The sequence below is a fragment of the Corynebacterium durum genome, from assembly GCF_030408675.1.
GTDB classification, from domain to species: Bacteria; Actinomycetota; Actinomycetes; order Mycobacteriales; family Mycobacteriaceae; genus Corynebacterium; species Corynebacterium durum.
This window is the reverse complement of record NZ_CP047200.1, coordinates 1,271,797-1,295,767: the sequence shown is the minus strand read 5'-3', so window position 1 is coordinate 1,295,767 and position 23,971 is coordinate 1,271,797. Positions and strand designations below refer to the sequence as shown.

Sequence of the window (23,971 nt, the reverse complement as noted above, 5' to 3'; positions counted from 1 at the left end):
TGTCACGCCTTATAGTGTAGTTTTTTAGGTCTCGCAGGGCTTGCCCAGGTCCGGGCGCCCCCACTCGGACCATGAACCGTCATAAACCACCACATCGCGGTAGCCCGCCTCCCACGCTGCCAGCGCAATTAGGCATGCACTCACGCCCGAACCGCAGGTCATGGTTAGTTCACGCGCCGATCCCACCACGCTTTCCACAAGCGTCTGCAATTCTTCAGGCGTTTTGAGCAGACCGTTGTCATCCACAACATCCGTGTACGGAAGGTTCACACTTCCCGGTATATGGCCGGCAACAAGTCCATCCCGCGGTTCAGGCTCAACGCCCGCAAATCGCCCAGCCGACCGCGCATCCACAATCACACCATAGGACCGTGCGGCTGCACGTTCTACACCGCGCATGTCTGTGAGTAAGTCCCGATTCTCTGAAGCTGTGATCCTCCCCCTACTCTGAGCCTGCACGCTTGCCGACGTCTCCCCTCCCGCCGCAACCCACGCAGGTAACCCGCCATCCAGGACGGCGACGCTGGATAGCCCGGCAAGCCGAGCCAGCCACCACACGCGAGCAGCACACATCATGCCGTGACGGTCATAGACCACCACGGTCGAAGAATCGGAAACCCCCACATTTTCGAAGACTGCAGTCGCGTTCTGTGGTGCAGTATGCGGTAATGAATTGCTGGCATCGGAAAAGTCACTCTCCAGATCGGCAACAATTGCCCCCGGGATTGCAACCTGGTGTGACCGAATTGGATTGCCCATTGACGCGCACAACACAACCACATCGGGGTCGTCGATATGCTGACGCAGCCAGTCAACAGAAACAATACTACGTCCTAGGGTACGTGCTTCCTGTGCCATACAACGAGGATACAAGCTGAAACATAGGTTATGCCCAGTTGCTGGCCGCGACCACAGCGGGATCAACATTTAAGCCCGTCCACGCAATTTTCAAATCCCCCAAGGATTCCTCCTGTTCCACGCTGACAGCCTGAGCTTTGTACAGTTCCAAGATGGCCAAAAACCTGCCCACCACCTCCATGGATACCTGGCAGTCTTTGGTGAGAATCGCAAACGTAAGCCATGTGCCCTCACCAGACATACGCAGCACATCAAGCAGTTTTCCTGCTTGCTCGGGAACCGATACAGCCACCTGGTGGAGATGATCTGTCCCCACCACGTCGGGAGGCTTTGGACGGAACACTGTCGCCGCCATCTCGGCGAAAGAATCAGGGCTGTGGGACAGTGTCACAGGCGGAAGAAGATTGACAAAACGATCCTCCAACGAGGCCGCACGAGGATAGCGTTTCTGTGCAGTGCGCTGCCAGTCCGCAAACAGCTCGGCAACTTGTTTGTATGCCTTGTACTGCAGCAGCCTGGCAAACAGCAAATCTCGGGACTCTAAAAGCGCAAGGTCTTCCTCCGAATCAACTTCCCCACTGGGAAGCAGCCTGGCAGCCTTCAAGTCCAGTAGTGTTGCAGCAACGACCAGAAACTCGGTGGTTTCGTCAAGGTCTGCGGTCTCCCCCAGCATGCGGGTGTAGGCAATGAACTCGTCAGTAACTTTGGATAATGCTACCTCAGTGACATCGAGTTTCTTTGAACTGATGAGCTGCAGCAAAAGATCAAAAGGTCCCTCAAAGTTGGACAGCGCCAGAGTGAACCCAGCAGAATCGCTAGCGTCATCCTGGGTGTCGGGGGCATCAAGATCCACCACAACCCTTTTGTGGGGTGCTATGTCGTCCTCTCAATCACTTCGCGGGCCAAATCCCGGTACTGCTGCGCGCCTTGAGAACTCGGCGCCCACGAAATGATCGGTTCACCCGCAACGGTAGTTTCAGGGAAACGTACGGTTCGGGTGATCACAGTGTCAAAGACCCGCTCGCCAAAAACATCCACCACGCGAGTCATCACTTCGCGCGCGTGGGAGGTGCGTCGGTCAAACATAGTGACCAAAATTCCCACCACTTCAAGGTTGAAATTCAGGCGATCGCGAACCTTTTCTACGGTGTCAGTCAGTAACGCGAGGCCACGCAAAGAGAAATACTCGCACTCCATGGGAATAACCACGCCCTGCGCGCAGGCTAGCGCATTAACTGTCAGCAAACCCAATGACGGCTGACAATCCAAAATGATGTAATCATAATCCTTCATTACTGGGCGCAGTGCACGGGCAAGTGTCTGTTCCCTCCCCACCTCATTGACCAGCTGAATCTCGGCGGCAGAAAGATCGATATTAGCTGGTACCAAATCCAGTCCCTGTACTGGAGTCTGGTGAATTGCATTCAAAATAGTCGTGCGGTTATCTACCAAAAGGTTATAGATAGTCAAGTCAAGGTCGTCGTGCGGAATCCCTAAGCCTGCAGACAACGCACCCTGTGGATCTAGATCCACTAACAACACTCGACGCCCCGCCTCCGCTAAGCACGCACCAAGGTTAATAGTTGAGGTTGTTTTACCTACTCCGCCTTTTTGGTTACACATCGCCAGGATTGTCGCTGGGCCATGCCGGTCAAGCGGCGCAGGTTCAGGAAGTTCACGCAGAGGACGACCAGTGAGGCCCACCTGAATTTCCGGTTTATCGGCCGAAGCAGCAGCATGCGCTGAAGCAGCTTTATTCACAGTCCAACCCTTTTCTTCCGTGATGTCATGTGACGACTTTTATCTAAAAACTCTTTGGCAACCTTGCTCCTGATTTACCTAGAGTACATGCCACCATTGCAAAACTGGATTAGGCACTCCCTACCCGCCGCAATCAAGCCTCAAGCCTTGCCTGGTAGCACAATTACGCACGCGGGTGCGAGCTTGCCCACACCTGGCGCAGGTTCTCCGCCGTCACGTGCGTGTAAATCTGTGTGGTGGTCACTGACGAATGCCCCAACAGCTCCTGAACCACCCTCACATCTGCACCACCCTCAAGCAGGTGGGTGGCAAAGGAATGACGAAGGGTATGCGGTGATATATCGTGCGTGATTCCCGCCCTCGCTGCCGTGTCTTTCAACACTGCCCACGCACTCTGCCGAGACAACGCACCACCGCGTTTGTTTAAGAGCAATGCGTGGCTTTTTCCCTTGGACAAGACAGGACGAGCACGCACAAGATACGCTTCCACTACCTCAAGAGCTTTACTCCCGACCGGGACAATGCGTTGCTTGTCGCCCTTTCCATGCAACATGATCAGCCCCTCACAGTCCGTGAAGTCATCAACAGCCAAACCCAGCACCTCAGAAATACGCGCACCAGTACCATACAGCAACTCGATGAGAGCTCGATCGCGCAGGTCGGTGGGTGTGGCGGTGTCGCCTGTGGGCACGGCGTCGATAAGCGCCGTCACATCGCTGATGCTTAAGGTATCGGGCAGGCGTCTACCTGTCGCGGGCGGGTGCACATCCGCAGCAACATCAACACTCAACATCCCCTCAAGCACGCCAAACTTATGTAGCCCACGAGCCACCACCAAGGCGCGGCCGCTTGACGACGCCGCGAGTGGCGCTCGCCCAACACTAGGATCACCACGTCTAAGGTCAGCGACGTACGCCTCCACATCTGCAGTCGTCACGTCGGCAAGATCAGTTTTCCCAGCAGAAACAAGCCAGTCACGGTAACGCTTCAGATCACGTCGATAGTTGGACAAGGTGTTGGCCGACACGCCTTTTTCCACCGACAAGTGCCCAAGCCACGCGGCGATGAGGCTATCGACACCAGCTGCTGACGTCATACTCGTTTCATATCAGCGCCCAGTCCCGCAGCCTTCCTACGCTCAGGCAGTGAAGTCGGCCGGAGATCAAAGGGATCAGTGACAGGGCGCGGCCCTTGCCCCCGCGCCACAAGGTCGGCGGCAATCATAATCCCCGCGATGGCAATGGAATTCGCAATTTCCCCACGGAGAACCATGTTCTTCGCCTCCTCCAAAGCAACCCACGTAAGCTGCATATCAGCTTCCTCATCGTCGGCATCGGGCTGGGGAACCTCCGACAATTCCTGTGCGAGGAAGATGCGCACACCTTCCTCGCAGAATCCGGGTGAACACACCAGATCGGTCAGAAGCCCCCATTGCTTCGCCGCAAGGCCAGCCTCCTCAGTAAGTTCCCGCTGAGCGCATACGAGCGGATCCTCGTCGGCAATGTCCAAAATACCAGCCGGCAGTTCCCACAAACGCCGTTGAACACTATGGCGATACTGGTGCACAAGAGCAATGTTGGCGCCATCAAACGCGACAACTGCGACGGCACCGAAATGCTCCACAATTTCGCGTTTTCCGGTGCCGCCTCCAGGCATGCGGAGCGTGTCGCGGCGAACCGCAATAATCGGGGCGTCGAGAAGCACCTCGGAATCAAGAATGTCAAAGTGATGCTGTCCAGGTGAAGAAGTCATACTCCTAGCCTAGCCTCCCGGCGTCGAAGCGTCGGCGCTGGCAGCGGCACCATACGCGCCTTTACCACCATCAAGCTGTTCCTGAACCGCCAGCACTGTCCCAAGACGGCCGTACGCGCGGTTCACCGAATCCATCGTGGATACCGACTTGCCCCGATCCGACTTGCGCAACTGGCCAATCACACCGGTGGGGGCGGCGGTATGGATGCGCCCAGCAACAACAACCCCTTTGCTTTTACTTTTGAGGGCTTCCGCAAACGCCGCAAGGTTAGTTGCTGCAAAGGATTCCGAGCCAATCCCTTCGGAATCACCAGTGACGATCACTGCTGCATCGGCAGCCCTAGTAGCATCATAGTCAGCATCGATGAAGCCACCTTCTGTGAAGGCATCAAGCAACGCGGACCGCTCTTGCTCATCCGCATCCGACGCCCCTTCAGTGTGAGGCACCATCAGACCAGCCGCAAACGCCTGACCAGCGTGGGTTCCAGAATCCAGCCGATCTGACGACAACTGTGCGCCAGATGGAAGCGTATTAACCACCAGGCTTTTGACGGCGTCGGCACCATCCTGGCTGAGAAAACGCTCCTTGAGCGTCACCTCCCCCGCCTTCGTTGCACCTGCCTTCTGCAACAACCACTCCACATTGTCCACGTCACCCTTATCGGCATCGGCAGTACGAATAACGACGACTGTTTTATCCGCCAGTTTCCCCTGCACTGCAGTTTCTGCCACGCTTGCGACGTAGGCGTCCGCCGACTGTGCTTCTGCTTGATTAATCTCTGATTGCCGTTTTGTGTTAGACAGTTCGGCAACCGTCTTATTGTTTGCCTCGTTGTTTCCACCAGGAATATTAGGTGTGAGCACAAAGTGATCAAAGGCGGTCCCTAGTGCAACACCAAAAAGCAAACCAGCAATAACAGCGCCATAGCGGCGTTTTTTTGCAGCCATCACACATCCCCTTAATACGTATCTGTGCAGTTACCGCACGTTAGCGGAACCAGCCCCGAACCGTGCCGGTCATGTTATTCCACGTGTTCACAAGGTTGTCGGCAAAACTGCCGTCCCCCGCAGTACCCGCGATGGCGACAATCACCCCAACCGCTACCAACAGCCCAAAAATCACCCACAACCAGGCAAGATTACCCGCTGACCGAATAGTGTAAAGCTCTATCACAGACCGAGCATCGACCAGCTTGGCACCCACTTTCGCCCGCGTCAGCAAAGCCGAAGGGGTGGCCTCCGGTTCCTCATTAAAAATCATGCCCAAATCCAACGGCGAACCGGCATTCACAATCATTGATGCACCATGATAATCAGCCAGCAGCAGCGCTAGATCAGTCGCTGAATCACTTGCCGCTGGAAATGTCATCGCGCCGACGCCGAGATCCTGAATACGCTCAAGACCAATAGCATGACCATCTGGATCGGCTGGCAAGACCACTTTTGCGCCGCTACGCAGCGCCTCAGCGCCGATTCCTGCTGGGTTCCCGACAATCAAATCCGGCTTGTACCCTAGATCCACCAAAGTATCTGCAGCCTCATCCACCCCGACAAGGACAGGATCGTACTCCCGGATAAAGTTCCGAAGCTCCTTCACCTGCTTACGATGCTCATAACCTGGGCCAACAATCAACACCTTGCGATCTTTGAAATCAATGCCCGTTGACGGAATGCCAATCCCATCGATCAGCAGCGGAGTCTCGGAGTGAATGAACTGAATCGTGTTGCCAAAGAACGCCTCCATGTCATCCATGAGCGACTGCTGCGCATCCGAAAACGCCGACTCCGCCCACTCCTGCTCAAGCACCGTTCCAGAGGCCACAAGACGTTCACCGAAAAACAGTTTGCCCTCATCCGTGACACGCCCCTTCTTCCCGTCTTTAACGGACGACCACACATCCGAGCCCACACCCTCAATGAGCAACATTCCGGCATCCAACATCATCTGCGGCCCATAGTTAGGCACTGAACCTGTGGTGAACTGTGATGTGTTGATTACCACCGCCACCTTGGCATCAATCAACCGCTGGGCGAGTGAACGATCAATATCAGGCGCATCCACAACCGCAATATCACCAGGGGCAAGCCGCTTAAAGCCCTTACCGGTCGCGGAACAGTCACGGACAACGCCCTGAAGACCCGGAAGATCAGCATTTCGGGAGAACAGACTCATGGCGCTCATTGTGCTACCAAACCCTCAACCTGTGGTGGAGACACGCTGAAAACCACTCAGCATGAGGTATTCGCAGTGGCAAAATTGTTGACATAGCACCAAAATTGACTTTCAATGTCACCCAACCACAAGTGGAGATATTTCTCTTAAAAATTAAGACCCAAAGATAACAAATGAGCAAAAATTAATTTTTCACCGCTTCACAGATGAAGCCACCCCAAAGCGGGTAGAATTCCACAATTCAGCTTCAGCGGATTATAAATAATTACCTTCCGCAAATATACTTCCTTTTATGCAAAAAATAGCGAAGGTGATTGCACCAGCGATCATATCATTGCTGCTACTTTCTGGTTGTGGCACCATTCTTAAACAAGCCATCGACGGAGGAACGGATTCTGTCAAGGGCCAATTCGATAAAATTGTTAAAGATCAGAACATCACCGCGATTAACCGCGTGACCGTCAACGCTGCCGGAGTGTCGGTAACGTATCTTAAGGACGGTTCCTACACGACGGCTCGACTGGGTAACGGTGACGACACCATCAAAGAGGACGAAGAACACGAAAATTTTATCAACTCAGCATCGCCCGACAAGTTTGATGTAGAACAACTGAACAAAAAGCTCGACCAGATGTCGGACTGCGAAGAAGCCAAACGCGTCGCAGCTGCTGAAGCCACTCCAACTGGCGAACTAATCCAACACGTACAGTGCAGTACCGGCTTTCTCTCTGGCGTGACCAAAACATTTGATACCGCAGGCAATCCCTTGCCCGAGTTCGACAACTGGAACTCCGTTGATGCCATCAGCGCGGTCGTAGACGAAGCCAAAAAGTACGGTGGCAATGAGATCACAAAGATGCGTCTAACCAATCAGTCCGACGCTGAAAAAGTTTCCTTTGCAAATGCGCAGGTTAGTTTCAAAACTGAACAGTGCACTAATGGCGAAACGTGCGAGGCAACGCTCATTCGAGCGGCAAACCTCAAAGAGCCCGATGCTGCGATCATAATGAAGGTGAGCACATCGAGTGAAAGCCTTCCTGATCAGGTGATCGACCTGTCCTCTATCACAGCCAAGGACATCGTGAATACGATCGCTAAAACTCCCCGCACGGGTAACATCCCTCCAAACAGCGACCTGTCGACCATTCTTCAGATCGAATTGGCCTACAGCTATGTCGCAAAACAGCCTGCCCTTGATGTCATTTTCTCTGACAACAGCCGACTCTCAGATGCCGTCATCATCAAGGAAGGCCAAAACGCGCCCAGCACGTCCTCTGCACCTGCTCGACGCTGACCAGTAGTTTTCCCTTAAAAGGCCGCGCGTTCGTCCTGGGCTTTGAGCAGCAATTCCTGGGCGTGGGCGCGGCCCGTTTCTGTGTCCTCCAAGCCGGCAAGCATCCGGGCAAGTTCCTCCACACGCCGATCCCCTGTGAGAGTATCCACCCCTGAGGTAACAGAGGAATCACCAACATCTTTTGCCACGTGAAGATGTGTATCTGCATACGCCGCAACCTGCGGTAAGTGCGTAACAACGATCACCTGGTTATGCACCGCGAGCCGTGCCAGCCTGCGGCCAATCTCCACAGCTGCACGCCCACCGACACCAGCGTCGATTTCATCAAACACCAGGGTCGTTCCCTTGGTACCCGCGCCGAGGATCACTTCCAGCGCCAACATCACGCGAGACAATTCGCCACCCGACGCAGACGTGGCCAGCGGTCGCGACTCGGCTTCACGGTTGGGTGCCAATAAAAACTCCACCTCGTCTGCCCCGTCACTACTAGGTGCGATGCTGCGCACCGCAACCTCAAACCGCGATTTCGCCATGGCCAGCCCCTGAAGTTCCTCCGTTACTAGCACACCTAGTTTTTCAGCGGCAGCAGTGCGAGCTTTGGTCAGTTTCTTGGCCGCAGCCAGCATTTTTTTCTCGGCAGCCGCCGTATCCTTCTTGAGTTTTTCCACCGCCTCGGACGAGACATCAATGCTGGATAATTTGGCCTCTGCTTTGTCACGCCACGCCAAAACGCCATCAATATCAGCCGCGTACTTCCTGGTAAGAAGCTTAAGCTGTTGCTGTCGCAGCAACATATTTTCAAGCGCCTGGGAGTCTGCCGGAAGTGCAGACAAAAATGCACCCAGTTCTGCGGAAATATCGGATAGCGTTGCGGTGAGATCCCCGAGGCGGTTTCCTAGTGCTTTCAGTTCCTCATCGTCACTGGAGTTCAGGGCGTTTTCCGCACGCCCCAACAAGTCAGATGCCACGGACTCATCGTCCTGATCAAACCCAAATAGTGCCCCTCCGCCGTCAATCGCCACTAACGCTAACGTCGCTTGTTCCCGCAGCGTATCGATGTCCTGCAACCGCCGAATATCTTGAATCAGCACTGTATCTTCACCCGGCTCTGGGGCGACCTCGTCAATCTCATTGATAGCAAACTGCAGGCGATCCACCTCTTGAGCAAGTTCGCGGCGCTTCATCGTGCGCTCTTTCAGGTCTTTGGCAAGAGTGCGCCACGCACCGTATACAGTGCGATAGCTGTCCACGAGTTCGGCAACATCAGGATCAAAGCGGTCCAGGGCGGCAAGCTGCCGTTCTGGCGACAACAGGCGCAACTGGTCATTTTGGCCATGGATGGTAAGTAATTCCGCAGTGAAATCCTGCAGTGTAGCGGCGGGGACGGACCGCCCCCCGAGATGAGCTTTGGAGCGTCCCGTAGAATTCACCTGTCGGGATGCAATGAACTCACCATTTTCATCGGCGCGGCCCCCGGCTGATTCAACAAGATCCTGAATGGTGTGTGCGGCATCAGCGGGCAGGGCGTCGAGAAGAAACCGCCCCTCCACCACCGCATGTTGCGCACCTGTTCGAACTCGGGAAGCGTCGGCACGCCCCCCACACAGTAGGCGCAGACCAGAGACAACCATGGTCTTTCCAGCGCCGGTTTCACCCGTTAATACAGTTAACCCACTGCTCAGTTCGGCGGAGGATGCAGAAATGACACCAAGGTTTTCAATGCTGATTTCAGCAAGCATAAAGATACCCTACATCAGTTCGACTCGGACGATGTTCCCGGACCCCGCCATCCGGCGACAGGGAGCCGGAACTTAGTGACAAGACGGTCTGTAAACGTCGAGTGATCCAAGCGCACCCAACGCACGGGCCGTTCGCCACGCACCACTTCCACACGGGATCCAGGGGGCATTTGGATGGATCGGAACCCGTCCATCACCGCCACAGCAGGAGACGATGTGACATGAGACTCCACTGCGACTTGAGAACGAGGACTCACTACCAGCGGCTTCGCAAAAAGGGCATGCGCATTATTCGGCACCACCAGAATCGCGTCAAGCTCAGGCCACAGCACCGGCCCCCCAGCCGAAAAAGCGTAGGCTGTGGAACCCGTAGGAGTGGAAACCAAAACACCGTCACAGCCAAAGGTGCTCACAGGTCGCCCATCAACCTCCAAGGTGGCATCCAGCACTCCGCGTCGATCCAAGTTCTCAACACTCAACTCGTTCAACGCCCACCCGCGCCCAGTGATGTCCAAGGAGCGGTCCCGCACGACAATGTCTAATGTCATGCGGTCTTCAATGTGGTAATCGCGGTTAATAACCCGGCGTATCGCCTCTTCTAGCGAGTCGCTTTCCCACTCCGCTAGGAAACCAACATGCCCCAAATTAATGCCTAGAACAGGCAAATCCACCGCGTGGGCGAGGTCGGCGGCGCGCAGGAACGTCCCGTCACCGCCTAGGACTAACACCAATTCCACGTGATCAGCGGAGGCTTTGCTATGCGGAAAACGCGAAAACCGACTCAATGTTGGGTGATTAGCCAGTGCAGGAGTGTTTTCTGGGGCAAGAACACGCACACCAATACCTGCGGCGTCAAGAAGCTCAGCTGCAAGCGCAGACGACTCCAGATTAGATTTCCGACCAGTGTGCGGGACGAGCAACACTTCGCGTCCAGTCACTGCGGACCCTCCTCAACAGCACGATGAATCATGTGGCGCATATCCTCAGCCGACACCGCCGAAGCGCCACCGTCTTTTTTCAACCACAGGAAGTACTCTACGTTGCCCGACGGCCCTGGAAGCGGTGACGCCACCACCGCCTGCATGCTTAGCCCCAAGGTAGCCGCGAACTCCGCGACCTCCACCGTAACATCTTCACGCAGCTGGGCACTCCGCACCACACCGCCAGCCCCTAATCGATCCTTGCCTACCTCAAATTGAGGTTTCACCATCGGAAGTAGGTCGGCTCCCTCGGTAAGGCAGTGCGCAATCGCTGGGAGGGTCAACTTCAGTGAAATAAACGACAAATCCCCTACCATCATGTCGCATGGTCCCTCTGTCATGTCCACCGTCAGATGACGAATATTCGTGCGGTCCAGCACCAGCACACGGTCATCATTTTGCAAGCGCCACACAAGTTGGCCATACCCCACATCCACGGCAACAACCTCACGTGCACCACGACGCAAGAGCACATCCGTAAAACCGCCTGTCGACGCCCCCGCATCCAGCACTCGACGTCCCTCAATGCTTAACCCGAACGGCTCAAACGCCTCCACGGCACCCAGCAACTTATGAGCACCACGCGATGCCCAATCGTCGCTCTCCCCTTCAATCACACGTATCGACTCCTCCCCATCCACGACCGTCGCAGGTTTCACCGCGCGCATACCCCCCACAAACACACGCCCTCCCCGAATCATCTCCACCGCATGATCCCGCGAGCGCGCCATCTTACGACGCACTAGCTCAGCATCCAGCCTCCGCCGTGCCACCATTACTGCAACGCCTCAGACAACAAGGCGTGGGCTTCCTCTAGCACAGCGGCCTCCTCAACCAGCGACGACACCTCGCGGCCAAGCACCTCGGCTAACCGCTTCTCGACGTCCGCTGGGGTCACCGCAGGCACACGTGGATCATGGGGAATTGGTCTATCCATAATTATGACCACTGCTCCAAAGCTCGCGTCGCATACTCCCCCTCAGCACGGACATCCTGCACTGATGTGTCCGTACCCCATGCTACCGCAGCCGCTGTACGCAACGACTGAATCGGAGTGGACTCTGAAGTGCCACCTGACAGCACTAGTGTTGACCCCTCCAGCCTGGCCTGAAAGCCGCCTTGGGCGGCGGGGATGAGTTCCGCGGCGTCGTCAAGCAATGCCCCCATCGAATCCGCAAACATCGTTGGACGTTCCTCAGGAATGGCGCGCAGTACAGCATGATAGCCACTCACCCCTGTAAGCACCTGAAACGTATCCATGCCGGCGGCATTGCCCCCCGCGATATCGGTATTCAGACGGTCTCCCACCGCTAACGGGCGTGACGAGCCAAGCTTTGCCGCTGCCGAAAAAAACATTGGCGGACCCGGCTTCCCTGCAGAATCCGGCACCACACCTGTTGCAGTCACCACCGCAGCAACCATTGAACCATTCCCAATCATCAGCCCACGTTCCTGCGGCAACGTCGTATCCAAATTCGACGCAACATACACAGCACCCCGTTGAATAGCTAAGGCTGCCTCAGACAACTGCGCCCACCCTGTCTCTGGACTATGCCCCTGGAGCACAGCGATAGGGGCATCATCAGCGGAATCCACCACAACAAAACCAGCCTGCTCAGCCAATGCTCGAAACGAAGAACTCCCCAAGACAAAAACCTTAGAGCCTGCGGGAATACGGTCCGACACCATCTCAATCGCAGCCTGGGCCGATGTCAACACATCGGAATCCTTCGCAGGCAGACCAATAGACCGAAGCTGCTCCGCCACCGCCTCCGGCGCACGCGAGGCATTATTGGTCACATACATAGCAGGAAGGCCCGAGGCAATGACCCCCTCAACAGCACCAGGAATTGCTCGACCGCCCTCCCATATAGTTCCATCCAGATCCAACAGAAGAGCATCATAATCCTGAGCAACAGCCATAGTTACCTAGTCTAAAACAGAAACCCCCGGCAATCAGCACCGAGGGTTAAAAGTGAGGCACACACGCAGCGAAACTTAGCCTTCAAGCTCATGAAGACGATCAGCTGCATCTAACAACTCATCCTCATCAGCGTCCGCAGCGTGCTCAAACCACTGCCTAGCCTCAGCAGTACGACCAGCAGCAGCCAAGGCATCCGCATACGCGTAAAACAGCCGAGATGCACTCACACCATGACGACTTGGATTCAAATCCTGCCGCTCCAACTCAGCCACAGCTGCATCAAACTGGCCCATATCCTGGCGAGCTCCCGCCACAACAATAGCCAACTCCACCATGGAGGCAGCATCCAGCCGTGACAATTCCTCAGACCTCGCTATTTCAATCGCTTTTTCAGGGTGGCCAAGTCCACGCTCACAGTCAGCCATCACGGCCATCAAACCAGGGCCGCCACTCATACGGCGGGCAGCACGCAACTCAGCAAGAGCTTCCTTCCATTCCCCAGCGTGATACGCAGCAATACCACACGTCTCCCGGACAACAGCCACACGACCAGCACGTTCCTTAGCAGCCCTGGCATGCTGCAAAGCTAACTGTGGATCATCCTGCATCAACGTCGCCGCCATCACCATGTGACGACCAACCTGCTCAGCATTATCCTTTGACAGCGACCGCAAATCCTGCAAAATCGACGGATCCAAATCACGCGACGTGATGTCCTGAGGAAGACTGGGTTCCTTCATACGTTTAGCTGTGCGTTCCTCACGGAAATTAGGCCGCGAAGGACCAGAACGACGTTGCCCCTCATTACGGCCACTACCTGCACGCTGTGAATGGCGGCGCTGCCGATGGCCATCTCCGCGTTGCCCATCACGATCACGACGATTCCGATTACCCTGCGTGCGCCCACCCGCATCACCATCGGAATACCTACGCTCACTACGCGAATACCTATCGTCACGCGACCGATAATTACGATCACCGCGATCATCACGAGAATGACGATCATTGCGGGACTGACGGCGGTCATCATCCCAGTCCCGCCGGTCATCCCGTCTACGATCATCCCGATCACGGCGATCATAGTCACGCCCGCGACGACGATCACGATCCCGGTCACCATAAGGACGAGACTCACGACGATCATCGTGTCGACGGCGCTCCCCAGTGTCGCGGGATCCGCCACGTCTATGGTCATCGCGTCGACCATCAGAACGCCTACCGCGGGAATAAGAATCAGCCATGTATCGGACCTTCCACAGAATTCACTCACATACCCGAACAAGTCTACAGCGTCTAAGCCACACAAAGAAAGCGCACATGAGCTGCAGTGATTGTTAATCACTAAGACGAACTCATCAGATACATCAACGACACCACATAACCCCCACACACAACCCCTTTGCAACACAACCCCTCTGTAACCCCTGTGTAGCAAAACAAAAAAAAGGGGTGGGTGGGGTGCCCCTATGCGCCACACAGGCACACCAGACACCCCACCCACCATCAAGTTATTAATGCTGGCAGTAACCTACTCTCCCACACCCTCCCAGGTGCAGTACCATCAGCGCCCACAGACTTAGCAACCGGGTTCGAAAAGGACAACCGGGCGTGACCCTGCGACTATCACCACCAACACACCCAACACAACAACAGGTGTTGCGCCAGACACTGCACAGCAGACCACGAAACCACACCACCACCAACAGCAGCGACGTCCTGTTTTCATCATTCCTTCGTGTTGTTATCACACGCACGCGTTTTCCACAATCCTGTGGCACACCACCTATCATCTATGGCGATAGTGTTTGTGTCGGTCATATTAGTATCGGTCATCTCACAACACCTCACGATGCTTCCAACTCCGACCTATCAACCCCCTCATCTCCAGGGAACCTCAACAGAAACCTCATCTCACAACAGGCTTCCCGCTTAGATGCTTTCAGCGGTTATCCCTCCCGCACATAGCCAACCAGCCATGCCACCGGCGTGACAACTGGCACACTAGAGGTACGTCCATCCCGGTCCTCTCGTACTAGGGACAGCCTTGTTCAAGTTTCCACGCGCGCGGCGGATAGAGACCGAACTGTCTCACGACGTTCTAAACCCAGCTCGCGTGCCGCTTTAATGGGCGAACAGCCCAACCCTTGGGACCTACTCCAGCCCCAGGATGCGACGAGCCGACATCGAGGTGCCAAACCATCCCGTCGATATGAACTCTTGGGGAAGATCAGCCTGTTATCCCCGGGGTACCTTTTATCCGTTGAGCGACACCACACCCACACGTTGATGCCGGATCACTAGTCCCTGCTTTCGCACCTGCTCCACCCGTCAGTGTCACAGTCAAGCTCCCTTATTGCACTTACACTCTAAAACCTGATTACCAACCAAGCCGAGGGAACCTTTGGGCGCCTCCGTTACCATTTAGGAGGCAACCGCCCCAGTTAAACTACCCACCAGGCACTGTCCCAAAACCCGATCAGGGCCCACAGTTAGATGCACACAACAACCAGAGTGGTATTTCACCAATCGACTCCACACCCACTAGCGTGAACGCTTCACAGTCTCCCACCTATCCTACACAAGCTGCAGCACACACCAATACCAAGCTATAGTAAAGGTCCCGGGGTCTTTTCGTCCTGCCGCGCGAAACGAGCATCTTTACTCGTACTGCAATTTCACCGGGCCTATGGTTGAGACAGCAGGGAAGTCGTTACGCCATTCGTGCAGGTCGGAACTTACCCGACAAGGAATTTCGCTACCTTAGGATGGTTATAGTTACCACCGCCGTTTACTGGGGCTTCAATTACCCGCCTCACACACCACGTGGTGTGCTCACGAGTCCTCTTAACCTTCCAGCACCGGGCAGGCGTCAGTCCGTATACCTCGACTTGCAACGTCTTCGCACGGACCTGTGTTTTTAATAAACAGTCGCTTCCCTCACTTCTCTGCGGCCACACACAACGCACACCGCACAAGGGCGATTGCCGCACATGGCCCCCCTTCTCCCGAAGTTACGGGGGCATTTTGCCGAGTTCCTTAACCATAGTTCACCCGAACGCCTTAGTATCCTCAACCAGACCACCTGTGTCGGTTTCCGGTACGGGCCGTGCACACACATCGCTAGAGGCTTTTCTCGACAGCACAGGCACATCAAACATCCCCAACAAACTGGGTACGCATCACGCCTCACCCTATATGCAGAACGGATTTACCTATCCTGCGGGCCACACGCTTACACCACAATCCACTCAGTGGCCTTGACTACCAATCTGTGTCACCCCATCGCTTGGCTACCAACGATCAAGATCCCACGCACCACACACCAACAAACACACAACGTGTGACCATCAATGGTAGTGGGTGGTTAGTACAACCGAGTCACCACTGGTCGCGTATACACGGGTACGGGACTATCAACCCGTTATCCATCGACTACGCCTGTCGGCCTCGCCTTAGGTCCCGACTCACCCTGGGAAGATTAGCTTCACCCAGGAACCCTTAGTCATCCGGCGAACACGTTTTCCACATGTTTTTCGCTACTCATGCCTGCATTCTCACTCGCACACACTCCACCACCATTTCCATGACAGCTTCCACACATGCACGACGCTCCCCTACCCAACACACACCAAAGACGTGTGTGTTGCCGCGGTTTCGGCGGTGTACTTTAAAAGCCCCACTACATTATCGGCGCATCACCACTTAACCAGTGAGCTATTACGCACTCTTTCAAGGATGGCTGCTTCTAAGCCAACCTCCTGGCTGTCTTCGCGATGACACCTCCTTTTCCACTCAGCACACCCTTAGGGGCCTTAACCGACGATCTGGGCTGTTTCCCTCTCGACGTCACGGAGCTTATCCCCCGCCGTCTCACTGCCACGCTCGCATATTATTGGCATTCGGAGTTTAGCTGGCATCGCTAAGATGATCGTCCCGCATCAACCAACCAGTCGCTCTACCACCAACAACAACCACGCAACGCTGCACCTAAATGCATTTCGGGGAGAACCAGCTATCACGGAGTTTGATTGGCCTTTCACCCCTACCCACAGCTCATCCCCTCAGTTTTCAACCTAAGTGGGTTCGCGCCTCCACAATGTTTTACCACCGCTTCACACTGGCCATGGGTAGATCACCCCGCTTCGGGTCCAGAACATGCCACTAACACACCCCATTAGGATTCGCTTTCGCTACGACTACCCCACACACACGGGTTAACCTCGCGACATGCCGCTGACTCGCAGGCTCATTCTTCAAAAGGCACGCCACCACCCCACCAAAGGGGCTATGACGGATTGTAAGCACACGGTTTCAGGAACTATTTCACTCCCCTCCCGGGGTACTTTTCACCTTTCCCTCACGGTACTAAACTGCACTATCGGTCACGCCAAGTATTCAGGCTTACCGGGTGGTCCCGGCAGATTCACAGCAGATTCCACGAGCCCGCTGCTACTCGGGAAAATACGCACACACCCCAACCACATGTCTTCAGGTACCGGACTGTCACCGTCTACGGCAGGCGATTCCACACCACTTCCCCTAACACACAATCCAAGGGTGCCAGCCAGTGGTAGCCAGCCAGACACACGCATCCCACAACCCCCTACACGCAACCCCTACCAAGTATCATCCACGCATAGAGTTTAGCCATCATCTCCGCCTTCGCTCGCCACTACTAACGGAATCACATATTGTTTTCTTCTCCTACGGGTACTGAGATGTTTCACTTCCCCGCGTAACCCCCATACCACCTATTTCATTCAGCAGCAGGTGACCGCACACAACCACGGCCGGGTTTCCCCATTCGGACATCCTCGGATCAACGCTTAATCGGCAACTCCCCGAGGCTTAACGCAGCCCTTCACGTCCTTCATCGGCTTGACATGCCCAGGCATCCACCGTGCGCCCTTACAACAAACACACCACCCTCTGGTGGTGCGCCACACGAAAAACACACACAAAACACAAAAGAAATTAAACAGAAAAATGATTTCGCGTCCACTATACAGTTCTCACACAACACCACCCCACCACCAGCAACCACAATAATGATCACCAGCAGACAAGGACGTAAAATTCCACACATTTATTATGTGGGACACCCAACAGCCACACCAAGCACCACACCCCCATGGATACACACCACATATTCTCCCTAGAAAGGAGGTGATCCAGCCGCACCTTCCGGTACGGCTACCTTGTTACGACTTCGTCCCAATCGCCAATCCCACCTTCGACCACTCCCCCCACCACAAACGGTGGTTAGGCCATGGGCTTCGGGTGTTACCAACTTTCATGACGTGACGGGCGGTGTGTACAAGGCCCGGGAACGTATTCACCGCAGCGTTGCTGATCTGCGATTACTAGCGACTCCGACTTCATGGGGTCGAGTTGCAGACCCCAATCCGAACTGAGGCCGGCTTTCAGAGATTAGCTTCACTTCACAGTGTCGCAACCCGTTGTACCGACCATTGTAGCATGTGTGAAGCCCTGGGTATAAAGGGCATGATGATTTGACGTCATCCCCACCTTCCTCCGAGTTGACCCCGGCAGTTTCTCATGAGTCCCCACCAAAGTTGTGCTGGCAACATAAGACAAGGGTTGCGCTCGTTGCGGGACTTAACCCAACATCTCACGACACGAGCTGACGACAACCATGCACCACCTGTGCACCAACCACAAGGGAGGACGTATCTCTACGCCGATCTGGTGCATGTCAAACCCAGGTAAGGTTCTTCGCGTTGCATCGAATTAATCCACATGCTCCGCCGCTTGTGCGGGCCCCCGTCAATTCCTTTGAGTTTTAGCCTTGCGGCCGTACTCCCCAGGCGGGGCGCTTAATGCGTTAGCTACGGCACAGACTGCAAACACACAGCCCACACCTAGCGCCCACCGTTTACAGCATGGACTACCAGGGTATCTAATCCTGTTCGCTCCCCATGCTTTCGCTCCTCAGCGTCAGTAACTGCCCAGTAACCTGCCTTCGCCATCGGTGTTCCTCCTGATATCTGCGCATTTCACCGCTACACCAGGAATTCCAGTTACCCCTACAGCACTCTAGTCGTGCCCGTATCGCCTGCACGCCCGGAGTTAAGCCCCGGAATTTCACAGACGACGCGACACACCACCTACGAGCTCTTTACGCCCAGTAAATCCGGACAACGCTTGCACCCTACGTATTACCGCGGCTGCTGGCACGTAGTTAGCCGGTGCTTCTTCTCCACGGTACCGTCACCCACCAGGTGGGCTTCGTCCCGGGCGAAAGGAGTTTACAACCCGAAGGCCTTCATCCCCCACGCGGCGTCGCTGCATCAGGCTTGCGCCCATTGTGCAATATTCCCCACTGCTGCCTCCCGTAGGAGTCTGGGCCGTGTCTCAGTCCCAATGTGGCCGTCCACCCTCTCAGGCCGGCTACCCGTCGCCGCCTTGGTAGGCCATTACCCCACCAACAAGCTGATAGGCCGCGGGCTCATCCCACACCGCAATAAGGCTTTCCACCATGACCCCTACGCCATGGTCGTATGTGGTATTAGACCCAGTTTCCCAGGCTTATCCCACAGTGCGGGGCAGATCACCCACGTGTTACTCACCCGTTCGCCACTCGAGTACCCACCACCAAAGATGCTGGGCCTTTCCGTTCGACTTGCATGTGTTAAGCACGCCGCCAGCGTTCGTCCTGAGCCAGGATCAAACTCTCCAACCACAACACACACAAAAGCGCGTGCTGCGAAAACAAAACAAAAACAAAATAAAAAAGTGTTTCAAGCGTGTATCTCTTGACAAGAGCAACACACCCCCACCACCACAGGGTCGGGGTGTGCGACACCCACACAACAACAGTAGTGTGGGTGTGTGTAGTACTTGGTACGCTATTGAGTTCTCACACAACAAAAAATAGGTATTGTCAGCGCTTCTCAAGGTGTCCCTTAATTTTTATGTTGTTTTAAGGGTTGAGGAGTGACTTTTTCCAACTTACCGGCTTGCAGGGTTGGTTGTCAACTCTGTGTTGGGTGCTGGTTGTTGGTGTCAGTGTTGTTGCGCTGACGTTGTTCTAATATACAGAGTGGTGTGTGGTGTGACAAGTGTGGTGGTCAGGGCACTTTTCTCGCACCAGCAGACGGCACTGCCATAAGAAACTCAGGCGCACGTAAACCAGCATCAGCAAATGCTTCCGCAATGGATGCAGCAACAGACTCAGCAGATTGCACATCAAGCAGTGCAATAGCACTGCCACCAAAACCACCACCGGTCATTCGTGCACCCAAAGCGCCATTCGCCATCGCTGTATCCACTGCGATGTCTAGTTCTTGGCATGACACTTCGTAGTCATCACGCAGTGACACATGACTTTCACACATACGTTGGCCAAATGCTTCAAAATCGTTGACCTTGAGGTTTTCAATGGCCTCCAGCGTTCGAGCGACTTCACTTGTCACATGCCCCACACGGCGCTTAACTGTATCCAGCCAATCGTCATGTGACACATCAGGTGGAACGTTAGCTTCAGCCCATGCAAGCGTTGACTCGTCAACGTTGCTCACCTCACGTAGCGTTGAAGCACCTGCAACATCAGCAACTCCATCAATGACGCGGCGTCGAGAAGCGTACTGCCCATCCGCTAAGGAGTGCGGCGCATTTGTATTGATAACCAAAATCGCTAAGCCGTGGTTGTTGAAATTGCAGGGAATAATGGTTTCGGTTGCATCCGTGAAGTCAAGAGCGAGAGCAGAATCGCGATGGCCAAATAATGAAATCTTTTGGTCTAGGCCACCGGTGGAAGCTCCGACTACCTCATTCTCGGCACGAATACAGCAACCAACAAGCCTCTTACGAAGTGCATTATCGACTGTAAGGTTCGAAAGTTCTGCTGCCGCGACAGCAGTTGAACACTCAATCGCCGCCGAACTTGACAGTCCTGCTCCTAGAGGAACATCAGAAACAAAGGCAAAGTTGAAACCGGAATTGTGAGACAAAATTCCGTCGTCAACCATTGCCCACACTGTTCCCGCAATATAGCCTAACCACGAGGCTGGGTTATTCGGCCCTACTTCTGAAAGACTTATAGTGGCACGGTGTGTTACATCAGTGCCGTCTTTATCTTTCACGTTAGACACGACCGAAATGGTGCCGTCATCACGTGGAGATGCCGCAACAAATGCGCATTGTGTCAATGCAAATGGTAAACAGACACCACCTGCATAGTCGACATGCTCGCCAATAAGATTCACTCGGCCAGGTGCGGCCCACACACCAACTGGCGGCGCTTGAAACTCTGATTCAAAAAGTGCTGCAGCAGCACTAGCAGCCTCAGATTCCGTCCGAGTTGTGGACCATTGCACATGTACACTCATGTCCTAGCTCCTTCATGCAATTTCACGAAAACGTTGGGCGATCCGTTCGGGCGTGGTGTCTGAAATCCAGGCACCAGCACCTGATTCGGAACTCGCCAGGAATTTCATACGGTGTGGAGAACGCATTGTGGAAAACAGTTGGAGATGCAAACGCCCATAATCGCGATCTTCACCAACAGGAGCTTGATTCCATGAGGCCAGATAAGGCGTTTTATCAACGCCGTCGAAGAACCGGTCCATTCGTTGCAAAACATCCAGATACATGACCGCCAGCTCATCTTTTTCAGCATTCGTCAGCTCAGTAAAATCCCGAACAGCACGATGCGGCATGATCATAATTTCCACTGGCCATTTGGCCGCAGCGGGAACGAAAGCTGTGAAAAACTTTCCTTCGTGGACAATACGGTTCCCGGACCGACGCTCGGCAGCAAGGATATCATCAAAAAGGTCCCGTCCTGTTGCCTCCTTATGCGCTTTCGCGCGATTCACAATCGCGCGTGCCCGAGTAGGAAGATATGGGTACGAGTAGATCTGGCCATGCGGGTGTCCCAAGGTCACGCCTATCTCTTCTCCCCTGTTTTCAAAGGGGTAAACCAGGCGAATGTCCTTGAGTTGGGAAAGCTCTGCGGTGCGGTGTGCCCATGCTTCAATAACTGTTCGGGCTCGTTGCGGCGACAGTGCGGAGAATGAACTGTCAGGATCAGAGGTAAAGCACACAACTTCGCATCGCGCGACAGCGGGTGACCGCTCAAAGAGCTCTTCCCCATCCACGTGATGATCAAAGTCAGGACCATGATCACTGGTGAGAGAAAATGATGGGAAACGGTTTTCAAACACCACAACGTCATAATCGTCTGCGGGAATTTCCGTGGGATTATCCTCAGAACGAGTAGGTGCCAAAGGGTTTTCATGCGCAGGCGGAAGGAAGGTTCTATCCATGCGATGCGCAGCAAAAACCACTGGTTCACCGGTTAACGGGTCTATACGTACCTCAGAATTGGTACGCGACTGAGGCAGGTCGCGGCTGTCATGTAGCTCCCGGGTCCGCTCTCCCGAGACGTACTCGGGGGAATCATCGAAGTAGAGGAGCTCACGGCCATCAGAAAGCTTTGTTCGGGTGACGCGAAAGCTATGCTCAGGCATTTACTTGACCTCAGTCTCTTCGGTAGGAGTTTGGACCACAATCGGATTTAGCCACGCCCAGATGAAGAAGAACGCAGCAACAGCCACAAGGCCGATACCTGTCCACAGATTATCAGCGGAGTCCTTGAGGCCACCAGTATCGGGGTCAACACCAGGATCCAAGAAGAAACTACACAGGACCAGCACAATGCCATAGATACCAAGAAGCAAGGCAATGATGTTGCGGATATCAAACGTACCAGCGCTACGGCGCTTCGACGTGTTTTGCGTATTCTGCGACATGATTTTTCCTTAGAAGAAGATCAGATTGAGAGCGATCACCATGGCAAGACATAGGATGCCCAAGGGAACTGTACGGCGGTACCACGGCAATGTGGTTTCGTGTGCATCAACCAGTTGTTCTTTCGGTGTCACAGAGTGTACAAAACCGACCAGTTCTGCATCTGGCTTCGGCGTAGTGAACGTACTGACAACCAGCGAGACCACAATATCGGTGACAAAGGCGATTGACGCAGCAAGGAATGCAACACCCTGACCCGGAAGGCTGACCACAGGATCAGCGCCTAGCGACAACGCCCAGAAGACAATTGCCGCAGCCGTACCTGACACAAGACCAACCCAACCTGCGGTAGGAGTCATGCGCTTCCAGAACATGCCGAGGATAAATGTTGCAAACAGGGGCGCGTTAAAGAAGCCAAATAGTGTCTGGAGGTAATCCATCACGTTGCCAAAGTTTGCGGCAATAATGGCGGTGAATACGGCGATGAATGTAGCAATGACGGTGGCAATACGACCGAACTTGAGGTAGTAATCGTCGTCACGATCCTTGACTATGTAGGTTTGCCAAATGTCGTAACTCATCACCGTGTTGAAGGACGAAATGTTTGCAGCCATACCAGCCATGAATGCGGCTAGAAGACCAGCAATGGCGATACCCAAAAGACCGTTAGGTAGGAGGTCGCGCATCAAGTACAAAACAGCGTCGTTCGGCTGTGCACTGCCATCCATAATCGGGGTAACCAGTGTTCCAGCAACCATGCCCGGAATAACCACAATGAACGGAATAAACATCTTGGGGAATGCGCCGATGATGGGCGTACGACGCGCGGCCGACATTGATTCAGCTGCCATGGAACGCTGAACTTCCACGAAGTTAGTGGTCCAGTAACCGAAGGACAGCACGAAGCCCAGGCCAAACACAATGCCAATGACAGACCATGCTGGGTTAGCAAAACCAGAAATGTCGGTGCCAGGCCACGTGTGGAAGTGCGACTCAGTAGCTACGCGCTCTTTCAAGCCACTCCAGCCGCCAACGCGGTTCAGACCAATAATGGTCAACGGCAAAAGGCCAGCCACAATCACGAAGAACTGCAGAACCTCATTGTAGATAGCTGCGGAGAGTCCACCCAGTGTAATGTACGACAGCACAATGATTGCCGCGATAAGCAGCGTCAGCCACATTGGCCAGCCCAGCAGTGAATTCACAACCTTGGCAAGAAGCAGGAGGTTCACTCCAGCAATGAGCAGCTGGGCAATGGCGAATGATAGTGCATTCACCAAGTGAGCTGCCGAACCAAAGCGGCGAAGCATGAATTCTGGAACTGAACGAACTTTGGATCCGTAGTAGAACGGCATCATCACAATGCCCAGGAAGACCATTGCGGGTACAGCACCGATCCAGAAGTAGTGCATTGTTTGGAAACCATATTGGACACCGTTTGCTGAGTGACCAACAATTTCAACAGCACCCAAGTTTGCCGAAATAAAGGCAAGACCTGTGACCCAGGCGGGTAGTCCCCTGCCCGAGAGGAAGAAGTCGATTGAGCTGGACACTTTAGACTTTGCAGCCCAGCCAATACCAAGAACGAACACAAAGTAAAGGGCAACCAGGCTGTAATCCACCCAGCTTGCATTAAGCCTAAGGACTGTATCCGCGGCATTCATGTGAAAAATCCTTAACGATCGAAAAATGTGAAAAGTTGTTAACCCAAGTATC

At 54.5% G+C, this 23,971-nt stretch carries 18 protein-coding genes and 3 rRNA genes; 1 reads left to right on the top strand and 20 read right to left on the bottom strand.

Annotated elements, in window-relative coordinates; genetic code table 11:
• Positions 1 to 24: 24 nt before the first annotated feature.
• The 7 genes from CDUR_RS06095 to steA form a co-directional block, all read right to left on the bottom strand.
• The gene (locus CDUR_RS06095) at positions 25 to 858 is read right to left on the bottom strand and encodes a sulfurtransferase (RefSeq protein ID WP_179417527.1); all 834 of its coding nucleotides are present in this window, start codon (positions 856 to 858) and stop codon (positions 25 to 27) included.
• 28 nt (positions 859 to 886) lie between these two features.
• Entirely contained in the window at positions 887 to 1,714 is an 828-nt protein-coding gene (locus CDUR_RS06090; protein WP_179417526.1) for a segregation and condensation protein A, read from the bottom strand.
• 17 nt (positions 1,715 to 1,731) lie between these two features.
• Complete coding sequence (locus tag CDUR_RS06085; RefSeq protein ID WP_051033955.1) at positions 1,732 to 2,619, bottom strand: ParA family protein; 888 nt, start codon at positions 2,617 to 2,619, stop codon at positions 1,732 to 1,734.
• Between the two features lie 163 nt (positions 2,620 to 2,782).
• The gene (gene xerD, locus CDUR_RS06080) at positions 2,783 to 3,715 is read right to left on the bottom strand and encodes a site-specific tyrosine recombinase XerD (RefSeq protein ID WP_179417525.1); all 933 of its coding nucleotides are present in this window, start codon (positions 3,713 to 3,715) and stop codon (positions 2,783 to 2,785) included.
• A complete protein-coding gene (locus CDUR_RS06075) occupies positions 3,712 to 4,371 on the bottom strand; it encodes an NUDIX domain-containing protein (protein WP_179417524.1) in 660 nt (219 codons plus the stop codon). The genes xerD and CDUR_RS06075 overlap by 4 nt, the downstream gene beginning before the upstream one ends.
• A gap of 9 nt (positions 4,372 to 4,380) precedes the next feature.
• Complete coding sequence (locus CDUR_RS06070; RefSeq protein ID WP_179417523.1) at positions 4,381 to 5,319, bottom strand: copper transporter; 939 nt, start codon at positions 5,317 to 5,319, stop codon at positions 4,381 to 4,383.
• A 40-nt stretch (positions 5,320 to 5,359) separates the two neighbouring features.
• Complete coding sequence (gene steA, locus CDUR_RS06065) at positions 5,360 to 6,553, bottom strand: putative cytokinetic ring protein SteA (RefSeq protein WP_179417522.1); 1,194 nt, start codon at positions 6,551 to 6,553, stop codon at positions 5,360 to 5,362.
• Between the two features lie 283 nt (positions 6,554 to 6,836).
• Between steA and CDUR_RS06060 the strand changes: the two genes are divergently transcribed.
• The gene (locus CDUR_RS06060; RefSeq protein ID WP_179417521.1) at positions 6,837 to 7,838 is read left to right on the top strand and encodes a hypothetical protein; all 1,002 of its coding nucleotides are present in this window, start codon (positions 6,837 to 6,839) and stop codon (positions 7,836 to 7,838) included.
• Between the two features lie 14 nt (positions 7,839 to 7,852).
• On the opposite strand, the gene recN is transcribed toward CDUR_RS06060, so the two are convergent.
• The 13 genes from recN to CDUR_RS05995 all read right to left on the bottom strand — a co-directional run bounded on the left by recN (position 7,853) and on the right by CDUR_RS05995 (position 23,919).
• Entirely contained in the window at positions 7,853 to 9,577 is a 1,725-nt protein-coding gene (gene recN, locus CDUR_RS06055) for a DNA repair protein RecN (protein ID WP_179417520.1), read from the bottom strand.
• Positions 9,578 to 9,591: 14 nt separating this feature from the next.
• Complete coding sequence (locus CDUR_RS06050) at positions 9,592 to 10,515, bottom strand: NAD kinase (RefSeq protein ID WP_179417519.1); 924 nt, start codon at positions 10,513 to 10,515, stop codon at positions 9,592 to 9,594.
• Positions 10,512 to 11,333: a TlyA family RNA methyltransferase gene (locus CDUR_RS06045; RefSeq protein ID WP_179417518.1), complete on the bottom strand. Its 822-nt coding sequence runs from the start codon at positions 11,331 to 11,333 to the stop codon at positions 10,512 to 10,514. Before CDUR_RS06045 ends, CDUR_RS06050 begins: the two co-directional genes overlap by 4 nt.
• A complete protein-coding gene (locus tag CDUR_RS06040; RefSeq protein ID WP_179417517.1) occupies positions 11,333 to 11,494 on the bottom strand; it encodes a hypothetical protein in 162 nt (53 codons plus the stop codon). The genes CDUR_RS06045 and CDUR_RS06040 overlap by 1 nt, the downstream gene beginning before the upstream one ends.
• Before the next feature lie 2 nt (positions 11,495 to 11,496).
• On the bottom strand, positions 11,497 to 12,480 hold the full coding sequence (locus tag CDUR_RS06035; RefSeq protein ID WP_179417516.1) for an HAD-IIA family hydrolase: 984 nt from the start codon (positions 12,478 to 12,480) through the stop codon (positions 11,497 to 11,499).
• A gap of 75 nt (positions 12,481 to 12,555) precedes the next feature.
• Positions 12,556 to 13,722 carry a tetratricopeptide repeat protein gene (locus CDUR_RS06030; RefSeq protein ID WP_179417515.1) on the bottom strand — a complete coding sequence of 389 codons (1,167 nt, stop codon included), beginning with the start codon at positions 13,720 to 13,722 and terminating at the stop codon, positions 12,556 to 12,558.
• Positions 13,723 to 13,996: 274 nt separating this feature from the next.
• Positions 13,997 to 14,115: ribosomal RNA gene (gene rrf, locus CDUR_RS06025) — 5S ribosomal RNA — on the bottom strand.
• Positions 14,116 to 14,279: 164 nt separating this feature from the next.
• Positions 14,280 to 17,403: ribosomal RNA gene (locus CDUR_RS06020) — 23S ribosomal RNA — on the bottom strand.
• Positions 17,404 to 17,640: 237 nt separating this feature from the next.
• A 16S ribosomal RNA gene (locus CDUR_RS06015) occupies positions 17,641 to 19,184 on the bottom strand.
• Together the 16S, 23S and 5S rRNA genes form the textbook arrangement of a ribosomal RNA operon.
• A 388-nt stretch (positions 19,185 to 19,572) precedes the next feature.
• Positions 19,573 to 20,832 (bottom strand): galactokinase, encoded by a 1,260-nt coding sequence (gene galK, locus CDUR_RS06010; protein ID WP_179417514.1) that lies wholly within the window; start codon positions 20,830 to 20,832, stop codon positions 19,573 to 19,575.
• Positions 20,833 to 20,844: 12 nt separating this feature from the next.
• Entirely contained in the window at positions 20,845 to 21,975 is a 1,131-nt protein-coding gene (gene galT / locus CDUR_RS06005; RefSeq protein ID WP_179417513.1) for a galactose-1-phosphate uridylyltransferase, read from the bottom strand.
• Positions 21,976 to 22,257: a hypothetical protein gene (locus CDUR_RS06000; protein WP_006061973.1), complete on the bottom strand. Its 282-nt coding sequence runs from the start codon at positions 22,255 to 22,257 to the stop codon at positions 21,976 to 21,978.
• Positions 22,258 to 22,266: 9 nt separating this feature from the next.
• Complete coding sequence (locus tag CDUR_RS05995; protein WP_006061974.1) at positions 22,267 to 23,919, bottom strand: sodium:solute symporter family protein; 1,653 nt, start codon at positions 23,917 to 23,919, stop codon at positions 22,267 to 22,269.
• Between the last annotated feature and the right edge of the window lie 52 nt (positions 23,920 to 23,971).